Here is a 16,775-nt window from a genome sequence, read left to right as displayed (position 1 = left end):
GATTGCTGGTACTTGACGCACCTAACCGAATTCGTTTCGAAGACCATAAACATGAGTTTGAAATACGACCAAGAAACCGTTCAGATTCCAGAGACCTGGAAGGCCAAGGCGCCGCTTCTAATATCCGCTGCCTTGATCTGTTTGGTAGTGGGAGCTGGACTTTGCTTCGTGGGTGGCAAGTCGGCAAACGTGCCGGGAGTTTCGGCGACAAAGTACGTGATGCACTCGTACCTGTCGAACTTCATGTTCTTGTTCTCCTTTTCGCTGGGTGCATTGTTTTTCATTTTGATACAGTTTCTGACGCGAGCGGGATGGAGTTCTTCCATTCGTCGGGTGGCGGAGATCCTGATGGCGGTCCTTCCTTGGTCGGCTGTCTTGTTCGTCCCCGTGCTCTTGATGTTGTTCGCCAACGACATCAGCCTTTACGAATGGAACCAGTCGGCGGAAGCGATTGAGAACTCGGTGATCCGGGCAAAGGTAGGATATTTGGAGCGTGGTTTTTTCACCTTCCGAACGGTTCTCTACATCGGACTTCTGAGCGGTATTGCCTTGTGGTATTTCAACAAGAGCCGCGCGCAGGATGAGACCGGCGATGTCGAGCTGTCGATCGACCGTCAAAAGTGGGCCGGCCCCATGGTCATGGTTTTTTCGTTGACCGCCAGCTTTGCTGCGTTTGACTGGGTGATGAGCATTGACGCGGATTGGTACAGCACGATTTTCGGCGTTTACATCTTCTCCGCGAGTATGATGGCCTTCTTTGCGTTGATGGTCGTCCTCTGCATGAATCTGCAGAATGCAGGCAAGATCAAGGATTTGGTGACGATCGAGCATTACCACGACATGGGCAAATTCATGTTTGGATTTGTCATGTTTTGGTCCTACATCGCCTTCTCCCAGTTGCTGCTGTACTGGTACGGTAACATCCCCGAAGAGACTTACTGGTACAAGGTTCGGTTGATGGGGGGATGGGAGTACTTCTCCTATGGACTCATTTTCGTCCACTTCATCATCCCGTTCCTCGGTTTGATGAGTCACCACGTGCGTCGCCATCGAACCGGTCTTTACTTCTGGGCTTGCTGGCTGATCGTCGTTCACTGGATGGATATGACTTATTTGGTCATGCCGAACGTGCCTGGTGGACTCCCCGTGTTGCCTCTCGTCGGTCACTTTGTTGGGGGCGTCGGAATGCTCCTGATGCTTTCCGCATTTTTCATCATCCGGTCTTCCGGGGTACCTTTGGTCGCTATGCGTGACCCTCGGCTGCCAGAAGCACTTACCTACACCAATCCGCTCCTTTAATTCAACGATAAGAACATGGCACGTTACGACGACCTGAACACCAACATGATCGCTTACGCAACGGTCTTGAGCATCGTCGTGTTGGTGATTGTTTTGCAAGGAACGCAAGCGCTGACCTACAGCATGGTGAATTATGAGGACGCTCGCAAGGAAAACCGGAGCTCGGACACTCCTGGGCAGGTTAAGAGTGAACAACTCGCAACCCTGAACGGTTACAAGAAGGGTCAAGCTCTCGACGAAGCTTCGGCGACGCCGGGTGCGATGAAAGAAGTCTTGATGATTCCGATCGACGAAGCGAAGAAACTGGTCATTCAGGAGTATTCCAAAAAGTAGGACGGGTGAAGAACCTTGATAGTGAGCCTCTCAAACCATCTCCGAAGCCTTGCAGTTGCATCTTGGATGCTGATTGCATGCTGCGCCGGTAATGTATGGGGGGACTTCCGCGACGAGATTCCAAGGAACCTCATCGGCGTCGGAGTGGATGAAAAGTTGGATGGGGAGATTCCTCTCGATTTGACGTTCGCGGACCACCGAGGGGCGACGGTTACGTTTCGGAAGTTGTTGGAAGACAAGAAGCCGATTTTGCTGACGCTCAATTACAGCAACTGCCCTGGACTTTGCATTGCTCAGCTCAATGGAATGATTCAGGGAGTCAACGATGTGAGCGGCATCAAGTTGGGCGAGGACTTTAAAATGGTCTCGCTCAGCATTGACCCCAGCGAGTCGATCCAAAAGGCGGCCAGTACACGCGTCAAGTATGTAGAGGATTTAGAGGACCATCACTCTCCGGAGGGTTGGTTTTTTCTGACGGGCACCGAGGCCAACATCGTTCAGTTGGCCGACTCCGTCGGGTTCCGGTACACCTACGACGCAAAGAACAAGCAATTCAATCATTCCGCAGCTGCAATATTCCTCTCTCCTCAGGGACGGATCACGCGGTACCTTTACGAAGTCGGCTTCATTCGAGGGGAAACCCTTCGCATGGCGTTGATCGAAGCGGGGGAAGGAAAGATTGGAAGCAGTTTTGAACGTTTCGTATTGTGGTGCAGTCACTACGATGCGAATGAAAACAGATATTCCGCCAGCGCTAGGATACTCCTCTCGGTTACAGCGGGGGGCTTCGTAGTCGTTGGCTTGATCGGATTGGTTCCATTTTGGCTTTCGCGTCAACGGAAGCAAAGTCGGTTTGCCGACCCCCAGCCGTTCAGGGCTTCGGGCGGGCAAAGCGAGTGAACGAACCCGATCGGTACGCGGATAACACGATGGAAACGGCGGCGGGAGTGACAATTCGTCACGCGTCGTTTTTTTCCTCATTGAGTACACTTTAGAGATCCGGCGTCGCGAAGCGCCCGTTCCTTTTGACCCAAAGCGTAGTATGAACTTCACATTTTTAGCCGATGAAGCAGCCGGTTTTTGGTTCCCGCCAGCTGCATCGACTTTCGCCAAACAAGTAGATTTCTTGTACATGGCGATTCTTTGGATCAGCATTTTGTTCTTCGTGCCGATCGTGATTGCCATGTTGTATTTCATGGTGAAATTTCGGCAGCGGCCGGGCTACAAAGGGTCGCCAGAGGCCCTGCACAACACCCCGCTTGAGATCACTTGGACAGTCGTCCCGACGTTTATCGTCGTTTGGATTTTCTGGGAAGGGATGATTGGGTTTTTGGACATGACCCGGATGCCCGACGACACGGTCGATGTCGCAGTGACGGCTGTTAAATGGAACTGGTCGTTCAAGTACAAGCAAAACGGCGCTGAAAGCACGGTTTTGTACTTACCCGTCGGAAAAGACATCAAGTTGACGATGCAATCCAAGGATGTGTTGCACAGCTTCTTCGTCCCAGCTTTCCGTGCGAAACGGGACGTGGTTCCTGGTCGGTACCAGTACATGTGGTTCCACCCGACCAAAGAGGGGATCTATGACCTGTTCTGCACGGAGTATTGCGGGGACAACCACTCGACCATGATCACGAAGGTCGAAGTGATGTCCGACGAGAAGTACGCGGCCAAGCTAGCCGAGCTGGTCAAGGAGCCTGAAGACATCGTGGAGCGAGGAAAGTGGCTCTACGAACGGAAGGCTTGCAAGGGTTGTCATTACGCAGGAAACGAGGGATCCAAGGGACCGGGACCAAGCTACAATGGCTCGTGGGGCAAGCAGGTTCCCCTGGCCGATGGACGCGAGGTCAAGTTTGATGAGAACTACGTTCGCGAATCGATTTTGAATCCAGCAGCGGCCCATCGCAAAGGTTACGAAACTGCCTCCGCGATGCCCTCCTACAAAGGACAGCTGAAGGACGAGCAAATCGACGCGCTGATCGCGTTCATTCAATCGCTCGAAACAGCCGGGACACCAGCCAAGTAGGCTGAGTCCCAACCTCCGAACACAACGAGTTGACAGACTTTTAAGGATATAGATTCATGAGTGCCGTTACGACTCCGATAACAGCGCCGACGACTACGCACGACGGTGCGACCGAGCATCATTACCTCAATCACTCGTCCGGTTTCTTGAGCTGGGCATTGACGCTGGATCACAAGCGAATTGGGATGATGTATCTGGCCGGGATCCTTTTCGCGTTCTTCCTGGGTGGGGTATTCGCCTTGGCGATCCGCATCCACCTGTGGACCCCCAATCAAGACCCTGAAGCGGCATGGCTCACCAACGCAACGTACAATCGCGTGTTCACGTTGCACGGGGCTATCATGGTGTTCTTGTTCATCATCCCGAGTATCCCAGCCGCTTTGGGGAACTTCCTTTTGCCCATCATGCTGGGAACGAAGGACGTGGCCTTCCCCCGATTGAACTTGGGTAGTTTCTACCTTTGGATTACGGGTTTGATCTTCTTCGCCTACACACTCTTCTCGACCCAAATCGATACCGGTTGGACCTTTTACACGCCCTACAGTATTGAGGCAAAAAGTGCGGTCGAAGCGGCAACGATTGGCGTTTTCATTCTCGGTTTCAGTTCGATCTTCACCGGATTGAATTTCATCGTGACCATCAACACGATGCGTCCACCCGGAATGTCTTGGTTCAAGATGCCTTTGTTCCTTTGGGCATTGTATGCGACCTCGATCATTCAAGTATTGGCAACGCCAGTATTGGGCATCACCGTTCTGCTTCTCGCCTTGGAGCGAACCTTCGGGATCGGGATTTTCGACCCGGCCTTGAACGGTGACCCGGTCACATTCCAGCACTTCTTTTGGTTTTATTCGCACCCTGCTGTTTACATCATGATTCTTCCAGCGATGGGAATCATCAGTGAACTGATGAGCGTACACAGTCACAAGGGGATCTTTGGTTACCGAATGATCGCCTACAGCTCGATTGCGATCGCTCTCTTCGGCTTTTTGGTATGGGGGCACCATATGTTCACTTCGGGGATGGCCGACGTCACCACGATCGTGTTCAGTGCGTTGACCTTCACGGTATCGATCCCGTCGGCGATCAAGGTATTCAATTGGCTTGGAACGATGTATCAGGGAACGGTGGCGCTCAATACGCCCATGATTTACGCACTTGCGTTCATCTTCCTGTTCACCATTGGTGGATTGACCGGTTTGTTCCTCGGCGCTCTTTCGACCGACATGCACCTTCACGACACGTACTTCGTCGTCGCTCACTTCCACTACGTGATGATGGGTGGTACGTTGGTGGCGTTCCTCGGTGGTCTGTTCCACTGGTGGCCGAAGATGACTGGAAAGATGTTCAACGATGCGGCCGGGATCGTTTCCGGAGCGATTGTGTTCGTGGGATTCAATCTCACCTTCTTGCCACAGTTTGTCTTGGGAACTCGGGGCATGCCTCGACGGTATGCGTCGTACGTTCCTGAGTTCCAGTCGCTGCACCAGTTGTCGACCGTTGGGGCTTGCATCCTTGGATTCGGACTGCTGGTTGCGGGATTGGTACTGCTTCACTCCTTGTTCTATGGAAAGAAGGCTCCGATGAACCCTTGGGGGGGAGCGACGCTGGAATGGGAATGTGCTTCGCCACCTCCCCACGATAACTTCAGCCACCCACCTGCAGTGGGCGATCCCTATGACTTTGCCAACGTGGAATACGATGGCAAAACGGGTGGATACTACAAGAAAAAGAAGTAGTCCAAGCAGCCGAACGACGTTTCATTCGAAAAAATCCTATAAGCGAAAACATGACAGAAGTAGCCGCACACACGGATGGACATGATCATGGGCATCACGACCATCCCTCTTGGTTAGCCCACCACTTCGACGATGCTGAACAGCAGTTCGATTCTGGGAAGCTCGGGATGTGGCTCTTCCTGGTCACCGAAATTCTGTTCTTTTCGGGGATGTTTTGCGCGTACGTTTTGTACCGCAATCGCAATCCGGAGGTTTTCGAATTTTGCAGTACGTTCTTGAACGAAAAATTAGGAGCCATCAACACAGGGGTGCTTTTGTTTAGCTCCCTCACGATGGCTTGGGCCGTGCGTGCCGCGCAGTTGAAGCAGCACAAGTTGCTGGTAGGCATGCTCGGAGCAACGCTCGGATGTGCAGCGATCTTTTTGGGAGTGAAGTCGGTTGAGTACACCCACAAATGGGGACTCGGATTGTTGCCCGGTCGGATGTATGTCGCACAAATGGAGAATGGGTACCATTCGGATTATGATTTCCTCACTCCCATTTGCATTGTTCCTGCCATTCTTACCGCTCTGTTCGCGGTGTATTACGTCTATTCCTTGGTGATGGCCAACAAGTTCCATCAGCGCGTTGCCGGCCCATTGGTGGTAGCCGGATTGTGTTTCTTCGGTGGGATCAAACTGGGGCAGCTTATCGAAGGTGGTGAGCACCATGGTGATTCGCATGGGGCCCATGCGGACGCAGGTCATAGTGATCACTCCGATGCGGAACACTCGAGCCACGAGGGGGATCATTCCACGGAGGGATCGGCGACCGCAGAGGCCGGGACCGTAGCAGCCAATGCAACGCCAGCGACCGATGGTTCGGTGGCGTTGGTCTCCACGGGAACCAGCCCATTGCATGACGTGTTTGTGGACCCCAAAGAGTCGGCTATTCCCAACGCTGCGGTGAACAACCAAGGTATGGCCGGATTGTTCTTCAGCATCTACTACTGCATGACAGGTGTACACGCAGTCCACATCATCGGTGGAATGCTGGTGATTTCTTGGTTGATCGTCAAAGCGGCGCGGGAAGAGTTTCATTCGAAGTATTACGGACCGGTTGACAACGTGGGCCTTTATTGGCACTTGGTCGACTTTATTTGGATTTACCTGTTCCCCTTGTTGTATTTGATCACCTAGCAAGGGTTTTGAATCCATCTCCGTTCTTTAAAGCAATCCAGTAAACGCAATCAATCACGAGACCTTCGATGGCAGATACCCATTCCAACACTCATTCAGGCCATGGACATGCAGAGGGTGAATTTTCACACCCGATGCCGGTTTGGATGCTTTTGGCCGTGTTTTTCGCGTTGTTGGGTCTGACGTTTTTGACCGTCTTCCAGGCGCAGTTTGACCTCGGTGATTTGGAAATCGTATTCTCGTTGATCATCGCAACGATCAAAGCGGGTTTGGTGATTGCGTTCTTCATGCACTTGGTTTGGGACAAGCCTCTCAATGCCATCGCGATTTTTAGTAGTTTGATTTTCGTAGCGTTGTTCTTGGGGTTCACGCTCATGGACTCTCAACAATACAACGAGCGACTGATCATGGACCCGAAGAACGAGATCTTGGAAAACTCGACCCCCAAATCGACCTTGGTCAAGACCAGCGAGTAGTTGGAATCGTGGGCACCCTATCTTTGTGGTGCCCCTTATTGGGAGGGGCGAGGAAGGTGTCGCGCCAAGGCGCAAAGCTCGCAACGGGGGATCACGTAAGACATTCCGCTCCTTCGTTTCCGCCTGCGCCGTGGCGCCGTGGCGAGAAACCTCCCGCTCCAATCTCCTTTAGCCAACATCTCCAAACGTAATCGTCTGTCCAGCCGGAACTACGGGATGGGAGGGACGAGCAGTGTATGCCCCTTCATCGCGGCATCGATTATCCGGCCTCTGATTTCTTTGGTCTTCATGAGCCTACCCTCCGCGCCTCTCCGCGATCTCCGCGGTTAGTCCTTCTTAGGCCAATAACCACAAGAGAGAAGTAGGTTGCTCGCGAAGGCGCTAAGCTCGCAACGGGGATCACGTAAGACATCCCGCTCCTTCGTTTCCGCCTGCGCCGTGGCGCCGTGGCGAGAAACCTCCCGCTCCAATCTCCTTTAGCCAACATCTCCAAACGTAATCGTCTGTCCAGCCGGAACTACGGGATGGGAGGGACGAGCAATGTATGACCCTTCATCGCGGCATCGATTATCCGGCCTCTGGTTTCTTTGGTATTCATGAGTCTACCCTCCGCGCCTCTCCTCGATCTCCGCGGTTAGCCCTTCTTAGCCAATAACCACAAGAGAGAAGTAGGTTGCTCGCGAAGGCGCTAAGCTCGCAACGGGGATCACGTAAGACATCCCGCTCCTTCGTTTCCGCCTGCGCCGTGGCGCCGTGGCGAGAAACCTCCCGCTCCAATCTCCTTTAGCCAACATCTCCAAACGTAATCGTCTGTCCAGCCGGAACTACGGGATGGGAGGGACGAGCAATGTATGACCCTTCATCGCGGCATCGATTATCCGGCCTCTGGTTTCTTTGGTATTCATGAGTCTACCCTCCGCGCCTCTCCTCGATCTCCGCGGTTAGCCCTTCTTAGGCCAATAACCACAAGGGAGAAGTAGGTTGCTCGCGAAGGCGCAAAGCTCGCAACGGGGATCACGTAAGACATCCCGCTCCTTCGCTTCCACCTGTGCCGTGGCGCCGTGGCGAGAAACAGCCCGCTCCAATCTCCTTTAGCCAACATCTCCAAACGTAAACGTCTGTCCAGTTGGAACTACGGGATGGGAGGGACGAGCAGTGTATGACCCTTCATCGCGGCATCGATTATCCGGCCTCTGGTTTCTTTGGTCTTCATGAGCCTACCCTCCGCGCCTCTCCTCGATCTCCGCGGTTAGTCCTTCTTAGGCCAATAACCACAAGGGAGAAGTAGGTTGCTCGCGAAGGCGCAAAGCTCGCAACGGGGATCACGTAAGACATCCCGCTCCTTCGCTTCCGCCCGCGCCGTGGCGCCGTGGCGAGAAACCTCCCGCACCGATACCAAACAAAAAGGCCTGGGAGTTTTTCCCAGGCCTTTGTTGGATCGGATTGGCAATCGTTAGATGCCAATAGGATTGGCTGATTAGGTTGGAGGAGCGATGAGAGGACCATCGCTTCCGAGACCACCCTTGAGCTCAACGGCTGGCTTCTCCGACTTGGCAGCAGACGCCGCTTGCTGAGCTTCTTTCTCCGCTTCGGCTTGCATTTGCTCTTCGGACCAATCGACGCGTTTGCGAGAGAGGCCAATCTTTCGCTCGTCGCTGTCCACGCGAAGAACCTTCACTTCGATCTCGTCGCCAACCTTCACGACATCCTCTGGGTTTTCCACTTTGTGGTCAGCCAATTCGGAGATGTGAAGGAGTCCTTCCAAGGAATCTTCCAATCCGACGAAGACACCGAAGTTGGTGATCTTCGTTACCTTGCCACTCACCAACTGTCCTGGTTGGTACTTGGCAGGAATGGTGGTGTTCCATGGATCGTCGTCGAGTTGCTTGAGTCCCAACGCGATTCGGCGGCGAGCTTGGTCGACGCTGAGGACACGGCACTTGACCACTTGTCCCTTCGTGAGAACTTCGCTCGGATGGCTGATCTTGCGAGTCCAGGACATATCGGAAACGTGGAGCAAGCCATCGATTCCTTCTTCGAGTTCGATAAAGGCACCGTAGTTGGTAAGGTTGCGAACCTTGCCGGTGACTTCCGCGTTCTCTGGGTACTTTTCCAAAACCACATCCCAAGGATTGCTTTGGGTTTGCTTGATACCGAGAGAAAGCTGTTGGCCTTGTGCGTCGACCCCGAGGATCTTGACGTCGATCTTGTCGCCGATCTGGACCATTTCGCTTGGATGGTTGATGCGGCGGGTCCACGACATTTCGGAGATGTGCACCAAGCCTTCGATGCCTGGTTCGAGTTTCACGAACGCACCGTAGCTCATGACATTGACAACTTCGCCCGGGACCGTCGAACCGACTGGATACTTGTCGGCGATGTTGGTCCAAGGGTTGTTTTGCTTTTGCTTGAGACCAAGAGCGATCTTTTGCTTTTCGCGGTCGATTTGAAGAATCTTGACTTCGATTTCTTGATCGATCGCCACCATTTCGGTTGGGTGACCGATGCGTTCCCAGCTCATGTCGGTGATGTGGAGCAGACCATCGATACCGCCCAAGTCGACGAATGCGCCGAAGTCGGCGATATTCTTGACAATACCCTTACGGATCTGTCCGACTTCGAGTTCCGCCATGAGGTGTTCGCGATCTTCTTCGCGTTGCTTCTCGATGAGGGATCGGCGGCTGACAACGATATTGCGACGGGTTTCGTCGATCTTAAGGACTTCGCACTGCACGACTCGGCCGATGTAATCGCCGATATCGTTGGGGCGGCGAATGTCGACTTGGCTAGCTGGCAAGAAGACATTGACGCCGATGTCGACCAGCAAACCACCCTTGATCTTGCGAATGACGGTACCGGTGACCACTTGGCCCTCTTGCACGGAGGCCATCATCTTTTCCCACTGGATGATCTTTTCAGCCTTCTTCTTGCTGAGGCTGATCATCGCTCGGGAATCTTCGGGAGCGGTGTGCTGATCTTCGACTTCTTCGATCAGAACCTTGACCGTGTCACCGATCTGCGGTGGTGGCTCCCCTTCTTCCCACTCGTTCTTATGGATAGCACCTTCGCTCTTGAACCCGACGTCGACGACGACGAATTCATCGTTGATTTCAACGATTTTACCTTCGACGATTTGGTTGACGTCGAACTGTCGGTTGGCATCTTCGAGCGAATCGAGAATGAGTTCTTCGGCGGTATCGCCGAACATCATGTCGAGTTCCTGCTCTAAGAGTTCGTCTTCCAAAGAGCGGATAAGAGTGCGGTTGACCATGCGTAGAGATGTCCTGAATAGGCACGCGATCGGAGTCGACCTAGACGCATAGGAAAGAAACTACAACCGACAAAAGATCGATTTACGGGATTCCTTCTTGGCGATAAAGTTTTGAAACGGACTGCGACGCGGCGGGGTTAGAGTACTCGTCTCCTGACGGACCTGCCCAAAGCAAACCCGGAAAAATCAGAAAACACGAAGGCTGATGAGTGTATCAGTCTTTCTTTTTCCCAGCAACAGCGACTCTCGGATTGCTTCGTCGAAAACGGAGCAAGTGAATACTCATGGGGCAACCATCCACCCTTCGTTACGCCATCGCAGGTGATCACGCTGGCTTTTCGATGAAAAACGAAGTGCGAACGATGCTGGAGGGAATGGCCGTGTCGGTCATCGACTGCGGAACCCACTCCTCCGATTCATGCGATTTCCCGGACTTCGCCGAGGCGGTCGCTACCAAAATGATCGCTGGCGAGATCGACCGCGGGATCTTGGTTTGCGGCTCCGGGGTCGGTGTAAGTGTAGCGGCCAACAAATTCCCCGGTATTCGCGCTAGCCTCTGCCATGACACTTACTCGGCCCGCCAAGGGGTCGAGCACGACGATATGAACGTCTTGTGCATCGGCGCTCGCGTGATCGGCCCGGAAGTCGCCTTCGAAATCGTCCGAGCATTCCTGAACGCACGCTACAGTCCCGCTCCCCGCCACGCAGCTCGCTTGGCCAAAATCGTGGACATCGAGCGTCGCGTCTTGGCGGGCGAGTTTTCGAAGCGCTAGCGCCATCGCGGCAGCCGCTGAGAGGAATACCGCTGCCCACAGGGGAGCAGGCATTCCCGGAATACTCCATCCTCCGTCGCTGAAGAATCCTTCCGACCACTTGGCGATTCCCGAAGCTAGCCCTGCAGCGGTGATGTAGCCCAGCGACTGGGCCAGCGTCATCGACGCCACTCCCATCACCGACGGCTTCATGCGATGGGCATGTTCGTTCGCAGAGATTTGGAACGGGCAATTCAACGCTAGGAATAATCCGCACCATCCCAACGCAGGGATGCCGGTCATCGCCGTCACGCAGCCCGCGAACAAGATCATCCACCCGAGCGGGCCGACGAAGAGAAGCTTGCTCTTCAATCGAGGAAACATCGGCATCGCCATCAAAAGGGCAATTTCGATCGCGACCGCTCCCGCAAAGACAAAGTACCCCAGGCCGCCAAAAGTCTTGGTCAAGAACTCGTGCGAATACAACCCGTACGACATTTCGCAGATGGCGACCAGCCAAACGAGAGCCAGCAATCCGATCCACTCCCAACTAACCGACGAGGTCGTGGCCCGCACCGCCGGGCTGCCTTGCGCGGCAGGCTCTTTTTCCACAACCGGCACCAGCCACCAAGCCGCCGCGGCCAAACCACAGTGCATCGCGCTCACCACCGAGCCGACGTACAAGTGATGTTTCTCGACAATAAACCATTCGGCGCTAATCGCCCCCATCACCATCAAGGCAAACATGTAACCGGCCGATCCCGCCGCGCGCACGGTGTACGCAAGCGAGCCCATCGTCGCGACACCGATATGATTGAGCAACGTCATCACACTGGATTGAGCTGCCCCGAGTAGGAGCAAACAGAGAGCCACATCGATCGCCGGCCCAAAGAAAGCACTCCCCTGGGCGATGGCCTCCAATCGGTAACCCAACATCCCCTGCATCATCGCCACTCCGATGGCGGCAACAAATAAAGCGCGCTGAGGATGGTGCATCCAACCTTTTGATTCCGCAAAGCGAAAAAGAAAGTAAGTCGTGCAAGCCGCGATGGGAATCAGGCCCGCTAACACGCTCGCCGTCGCAGGACTTAGCTGCGTTCTCAGATGCGTTTGTAGCGGGAACGAACTAAATCCCAATGACAAAAAATGAACAAAGTAAGTCGTCGCACAAAAGAAAATAGCGGTAGGCGTTCGCTCCGCTGAGGCCGAACTGAGAGTCACAAACGAGGAACCTTACAAAAAACAATTGATCCATCACATCCCTGCTCGCATGGCATCATGCTCCAAACAAGTAGGTATGTCTAGATCGACCCACGGGGATTAAAGTTCACCGATATTCACTCCTTTTCATCCCCGTTTTGGCAACGGCGTAAAACAGAATCCTAAAGGGATGGGATGGCATTCCCGACTCCCTTGATTTCCCTTCCCATCCCAGCCACTCCGCTTCCCATGCCAAAAATTATCTCGACGCGAAGAACCGACATGTAGGCGACTCTTCATCCCTCCGTTAAGCTCGTTGATCGCCACTCCAACATGCTAGGACGAGGCCTGTCGGACGCCACCCATCCCAAAACAAACGGAACACAACAACCGTAACGCATCGATGACAAATCCCCCTTCGCGAGCCTATCGGATCACTTCCTCTGCACCCGCTGCCATCGCCGTCCTGATGGTGGAAGGTCCCGAGGCTTGGGGATGGCTGCAATTGCATTGGTGTCCGAACTTGGGATCGGTCGAAAAGATGCCTGCCATGAACCGCATTCGCTATGGTTCGCTCTCTCCCCAACACGACACGGCGGCCGGAGAATCGATCGTCCTCTGTCGCACCGGCGACGAACGTTTCGAACTGCATTGCCATGGGGGCCCCAGCGCATCGAATGCCATCCTCGAATCGCTCTCTCGCCACGGATTCGAAATCGCGCCCCCCGACGATACGTTTCGGTTTTTCGAACCCGACGCATTCTCCGTCGATGCGACACGAAGTTTATTGCAAGCGAAGTCCCTCGCCGTCACCCGAATTTTGATCGATCAAGCGCGCGGAGCCCTAGCTCGCGAAATCCAGACGATCAGGCAATCGATACACCAGAATCGCGATCCCGATGCGATGTCTCGCCTTCAAAACCTTCTCCACTGGGAACCCCTCGGCCTCCGCCTCGTGGAACCTTGGCAAGTCGTATTAGCGGGTCCGCCGAACGCTGGCAAAAGCAGTCTGCTCAACAAGCTTCTCGGTTACGATCGCACCATCGTCCATGCGTCAGCAGGAACCACACGCGACCTGATTCCGGAAGCAACCAGTCTGGGGGGGTGGCCGGTTGTGCTGACCGATAGCGCTGGCGTGCGAGAAACGGACGACGCTATCGAGCAACAAGGGGTCGCGAGCAGTTTGGAGGCAGTTGCACGCGCTGACGCGATTCTCCTCCTCGTCCCTCGCGACACCGGATGGTCTGACGACCATGAACGCATCCTGGCCCGTACGTCAGGTAAACGGCTTCTCGTGGTTCACACCAAATGCGATCTTGCAAACCAAGACGTTTCACCACCGCCGGACTCCGTACCCTGCGTACATGTTTCCATCCATGATCCATCCTCCATGAACCGATTGATGTCCCGGATCGAGGATTTGCTGGTACCCAAAATCCCCCCCAAAGGGACACCCATCCCGTTTCTTCCCAATCACTTCGACCGGTTGAGGAATTGCCTTCAAATGCTGCAATCCGGTCTCCGTGCAGAAGCCCTCCGTAGCTTGGACACCTCGCGAGTGAGAAGGATGTAGGTCGGTGACTCCATTTGAGTTCAATACGAACCTGGAATCGCTAGCATAATCGCCAAGTTGGATTTCCGCGTTTAGCGTCAGTTCTGCTCGATTTTTCGGATATCCGGTCCGATGTTGAACGAGTAGACGATTTTGGGCTGTCATACCTCGACGCGAGCGAGCCACGGTTTCACCAGATGGTAGATGTTGCGACGGAGAAGAAATCGACGGCATGGGGTAAGCTTCTATCCGAGCATCGAACCCCCCAAGCCATTGCTGCGGGAGCTTCCTTCGGCATCATGTTGGGACTGATCCCCAAGGACAATCTCGTCGCGCTCGGGCTGCTTCTCGCAATCGCGATGTTACCCATCCACCATTTGATCGCTTGCGCGTTTGCCACACTTGGTTTGCTGATCAGCCCGTTGTCGGACCCATGGGTTCACGCGATCGGAAAGCAAGTACTTGGGATGCCTCTCGTTGGGATCTTGGTTTCCCAGTTGTACCAGTGGCCGCTGCTCCCTTGGACTCGCCTCGAGAACACGCTTGTCGCCGGGGGACTGGCCGTCGGTATCACGCTTTGGCTACCGCATTACTACGTGGCGAGATGGATCGCGCTGCGCGCGGCTCGAACGGAAATTGGACTTGAGTTTATCGAACTCGCTGCAGCGACTGTACGGCGCCCCAAGCCAACCGGGAGACGATGGGAGGAATCGATGCCATCGATAGTTACCCCCTCCAACATCGACTTGAATCTGCCGAGCCCCGTGGCGCAGACTGCGATCTCTCGGGCACCGAGCTTGCCTCCAGTACTCTCACCTTATTCCGATGGAGTCTCATCGCGTGAAGAGGCTATGGCGATCGTCGAGGAATTGGAGCGAGTGCTCGAGACCTCGATGGAAACGCCTCAAATCGAGCGAGTCCTGCATGAAACGTTTATTGAAGTTGTTCGTTACAAACGACCTCGAACCGATGGCGGATCTGATCCGGAGTTCGAGGAGTCGCACCTTCATTCTCAACCAATCACCAACTCTATGAACCAAGCCACCTCGTTCGCTTCCCGATTCCCCTCGAATGGATCATTGCCATCCGAAACGGGAACGCTTCGTTCCGATGCTGGGCATCCGTTGCCGCCCGATGCACTAACGAAATCGAAAACGCACATCATCAGCCACCCTGGATCCAAAGAAGAAGCTCTTCGACACCTTCTCAAACACATTCATGGTTCGAGAGATGCTCGCAAGGAGCCGGAGAAGACTGCATGAGTTGGCGTCGCAAGGCTTTAACAATCGGTCTCGTACTGGGTGCGGGAGTCGTTAGCATCGGACCTGTGCTTTCCGATTCCATTGCCAAGCGGATCGCCCACTCCTGGAATGCTCAAGCTTCGATCGCCAAGGTGGAAGTCTCGCTGCCTCGCACCAGCCTGTCGCTGCTCGGCCTTCGCATCGATCGCCCCGATCTATGCATTCAGGGAAACCAAGTTGACTTGAGACTCCATCGCGAAAGCCTTTGGTACCGAGATAGCGTTGTCGAATCGATGGTAGGAAAAGGATTCCTCATCACGATGCGACCAACGGGCAGCACCCGCTCCGAAGAATCGAACTCCTTCGCCACCGAACACTTTTCGAAAGCCACTCAGTCGCTCACGGCATTCCGTGCGGCTTGTAGTGCGTTTGAATCCTCGATTGAATCCCAATTGGATTCGGCTCGCAGGCAAATTCAAGAATCGGAACAAAAGAGCCAATCCCGTTCGTTGTCGATCGACGAGCGGATCTCACGCCTGCATTCCGAGATCGCGGCCTTCCAAGATCCAACCCGAAGACCCAATCCGCTTCGTGCCTCGCAACGATTAGAACAGATCCGCTCGGAGGCAAACCATATCCAACAACTTCTCGCGGAAGAGCGCCTGCAGCGAAAACAAGGTGCGAAGGACTGCGAGTCGACCATCTCGTCATTGAATGAATCGATCCAGGCGTTGCGGCAGTCCATCCCGAAGCCCGAAGTCGCGACCTCTTCGCTTTTGGAAGAGTCCGTAAAGCAAGCCGTTGCGGATGCGGAAGAGGAGTTACTCCCTTATACAAAACTTCTCCAATTTGCGGTCACATCCTTTCTCGATTCACCGATTCCATCACAATCGCAATCCACCCTCAGCAATCGTTCGATTGATCAAGATCTTCTGTTGCCGGATTTGAGACCGAGACATTCACAGGTCCTACAATGCCGAATCTCGGGCGCCATGGAGCACGAGGGAACGCGGGAACCGATGGTGATTCAAGTGGCCAATCCAACGGCTGGCTCCCTTACCGATCGCGCCCGAATTCATATGGAATGGGGAGTAGCAGATGCCTCGCCATCGACGGCCCCAGAGATGGGAACACACACGAGCGCATTGGCAGAGAGACTAACGCCCGATGCGACAAACCCGTCCCTTCGCATCTCCGTGGATCGAGAAACAACCGAGGCTCGCATCCAACTGCAGCGAAACTGGGATGGCAACCAAATCCAGTCCAAGATCATTCTGTCGGGTCGCTGGGTTTCGAAACGGTTGCCCAATCTGGGCGATATCGAGGGAGATTCGCTGCTCCCATCCCCGGACGAGATGATTGCGATCGAGTCCGCATCTCGTTCCAACGGTGCAGACGCCTGGGACCTTTCGATGGATCAAATCACTCCGTTGGTCCAGTGGTTTGATCAACAGTGGGATCGATCTATCGAGGAGCGGTTTCTTGCCACCCAATCGAAAACGAAGTCGCTTGTTTCTCAAGAGGGCGAAAACATACGCCGCCGCACTTTGGCGATGGAAGAAACGATGAACCAGCGTCAATCCGATTGGAATCAACAACTCGAAGACTTGCTCTTACGCGTGACGGAGTGCGAAGGGGAACACCTCCGAGCAGGCGTCTCCACTTCGACGATAACACGATAACTCTACACTCCAGCTATCCACAA

The 16,775-nt window shown here is 54.3% G+C and carries 13 protein-coding genes; 12 read left to right on the top strand and 1 reads right to left on the bottom strand.

The genetic code is table 11. The features are described 5' to 3' along the window. Positions 1-51: 51 nt before the first annotated feature. The 7 genes from SH467x_RS13960 to SH467x_RS13930 all read left to right on the top strand — a co-directional run bounded on the left by SH467x_RS13960 (position 52) and on the right by SH467x_RS13930 (position 7,054). On the top strand, positions 52-1,299 hold the full coding sequence (locus SH467x_RS13960; RefSeq protein ID WP_482367722.1) for a quinol:cytochrome C oxidoreductase: 1,248 nt from the start codon (positions 52-54) through the stop codon (positions 1,297-1,299). 15 nt (positions 1,300-1,314) lie between these two features. Beyond that, positions 1,315-1,632: a hypothetical protein gene (locus SH467x_RS13955; RefSeq protein WP_482367721.1), complete on the top strand. Its 318-nt coding sequence runs from the start codon at positions 1,315-1,317 to the stop codon at positions 1,630-1,632. 21 nt (positions 1,633-1,653) lie between these two features. Next, on the top strand, positions 1,654-2,532 hold the full coding sequence (locus tag SH467x_RS13950) for an SCO family protein (RefSeq protein ID WP_482367720.1): 879 nt from the start codon (positions 1,654-1,656) through the stop codon (positions 2,530-2,532). 142 nt (positions 2,533-2,674) lie between these two features. After that, positions 2,675-3,661, top strand: a complete 987-nt coding sequence (gene coxB, locus SH467x_RS13945; RefSeq protein WP_482367719.1) for a cytochrome c oxidase subunit II — start codon at positions 2,675-2,677, stop codon at positions 3,659-3,661. Positions 3,662-3,717: 56 nt separating this feature from the next. Continuing rightward, positions 3,718-5,400, top strand: a complete 1,683-nt coding sequence (locus SH467x_RS13940) for a cytochrome c oxidase subunit I (protein ID WP_482367718.1) — start codon at positions 3,718-3,720, stop codon at positions 5,398-5,400. Positions 5,401-5,450: 50 nt separating this feature from the next. Continuing rightward, entirely contained in the window at positions 5,451-6,578 is a 1,128-nt protein-coding gene (locus tag SH467x_RS13935; protein WP_482367717.1) for a cytochrome c oxidase subunit 3, read from the top strand. A gap of 68 nt (positions 6,579-6,646) precedes the next feature. Beyond that, positions 6,647-7,054 (top strand): cytochrome C oxidase subunit IV family protein, encoded by a 408-nt coding sequence (locus SH467x_RS13930; protein WP_482367716.1) that lies wholly within the window; start codon positions 6,647-6,649, stop codon positions 7,052-7,054. A gap of 1,477 nt (positions 7,055-8,531) precedes the next feature. Here the strand turns inward: SH467x_RS13930 and SH467x_RS13925 are convergent. Then, positions 8,532-10,325, bottom strand: coding sequence for a 30S ribosomal protein S1 (locus SH467x_RS13925; RefSeq protein WP_482367715.1), 1,794 nt, complete (start codon positions 10,323-10,325; stop codon positions 8,532-8,534). 284 nt (positions 10,326-10,609) lie between these two features. On the opposite strand from SH467x_RS13925, the gene rpiB reads away from it, so the two are divergent. The 5 genes from rpiB (at position 10,610) to SH467x_RS13900 (ending at position 16,752) form a co-directional block, all read left to right on the top strand. After that, positions 10,610-11,098 (top strand): ribose 5-phosphate isomerase B, encoded by a 489-nt coding sequence (rpiB, locus tag SH467x_RS13920; RefSeq protein WP_482367714.1) that lies wholly within the window; start codon positions 10,610-10,612, stop codon positions 11,096-11,098. 190 nt (positions 11,099-11,288) lie between these two features. Further along, entirely contained in the window at positions 11,289-11,765 is a 477-nt protein-coding gene (locus tag SH467x_RS13915) for a hypothetical protein (protein WP_482367713.1), read from the top strand. Between the two features lie 915 nt (positions 11,766-12,680). Further along, the gene (locus SH467x_RS13910) at positions 12,681-13,850 is read left to right on the top strand and encodes a GTPase (protein ID WP_482367712.1); all 1,170 of its coding nucleotides are present in this window, start codon (positions 12,681-12,683) and stop codon (positions 13,848-13,850) included. A gap of 176 nt (positions 13,851-14,026) precedes the next feature. Beyond that, a complete protein-coding gene (locus SH467x_RS13905; protein WP_482367711.1) occupies positions 14,027-15,091 on the top strand; it encodes a DUF2062 domain-containing protein in 1,065 nt (354 codons plus the stop codon). Beyond that, a complete protein-coding gene (locus SH467x_RS13900; RefSeq protein WP_482367710.1) occupies positions 15,088-16,752 on the top strand; it encodes a hypothetical protein in 1,665 nt (554 codons plus the stop codon). Before SH467x_RS13905 ends, SH467x_RS13900 begins: the two co-directional genes overlap by 4 nt. Positions 16,753-16,775: the final 23 nt, after the last annotated feature.

Source organism: Brakhagea slesvicensis (assembly GCF_052161625.1).
GTDB lineage: Bacteria > Planctomycetota > Planctomycetia > Pirellulales > Pirellulaceae > JBKCUI01.
Note: the sequence above shows the minus strand (reverse complement) of the source record. Positions and strands in the feature narration are given on the sequence as shown.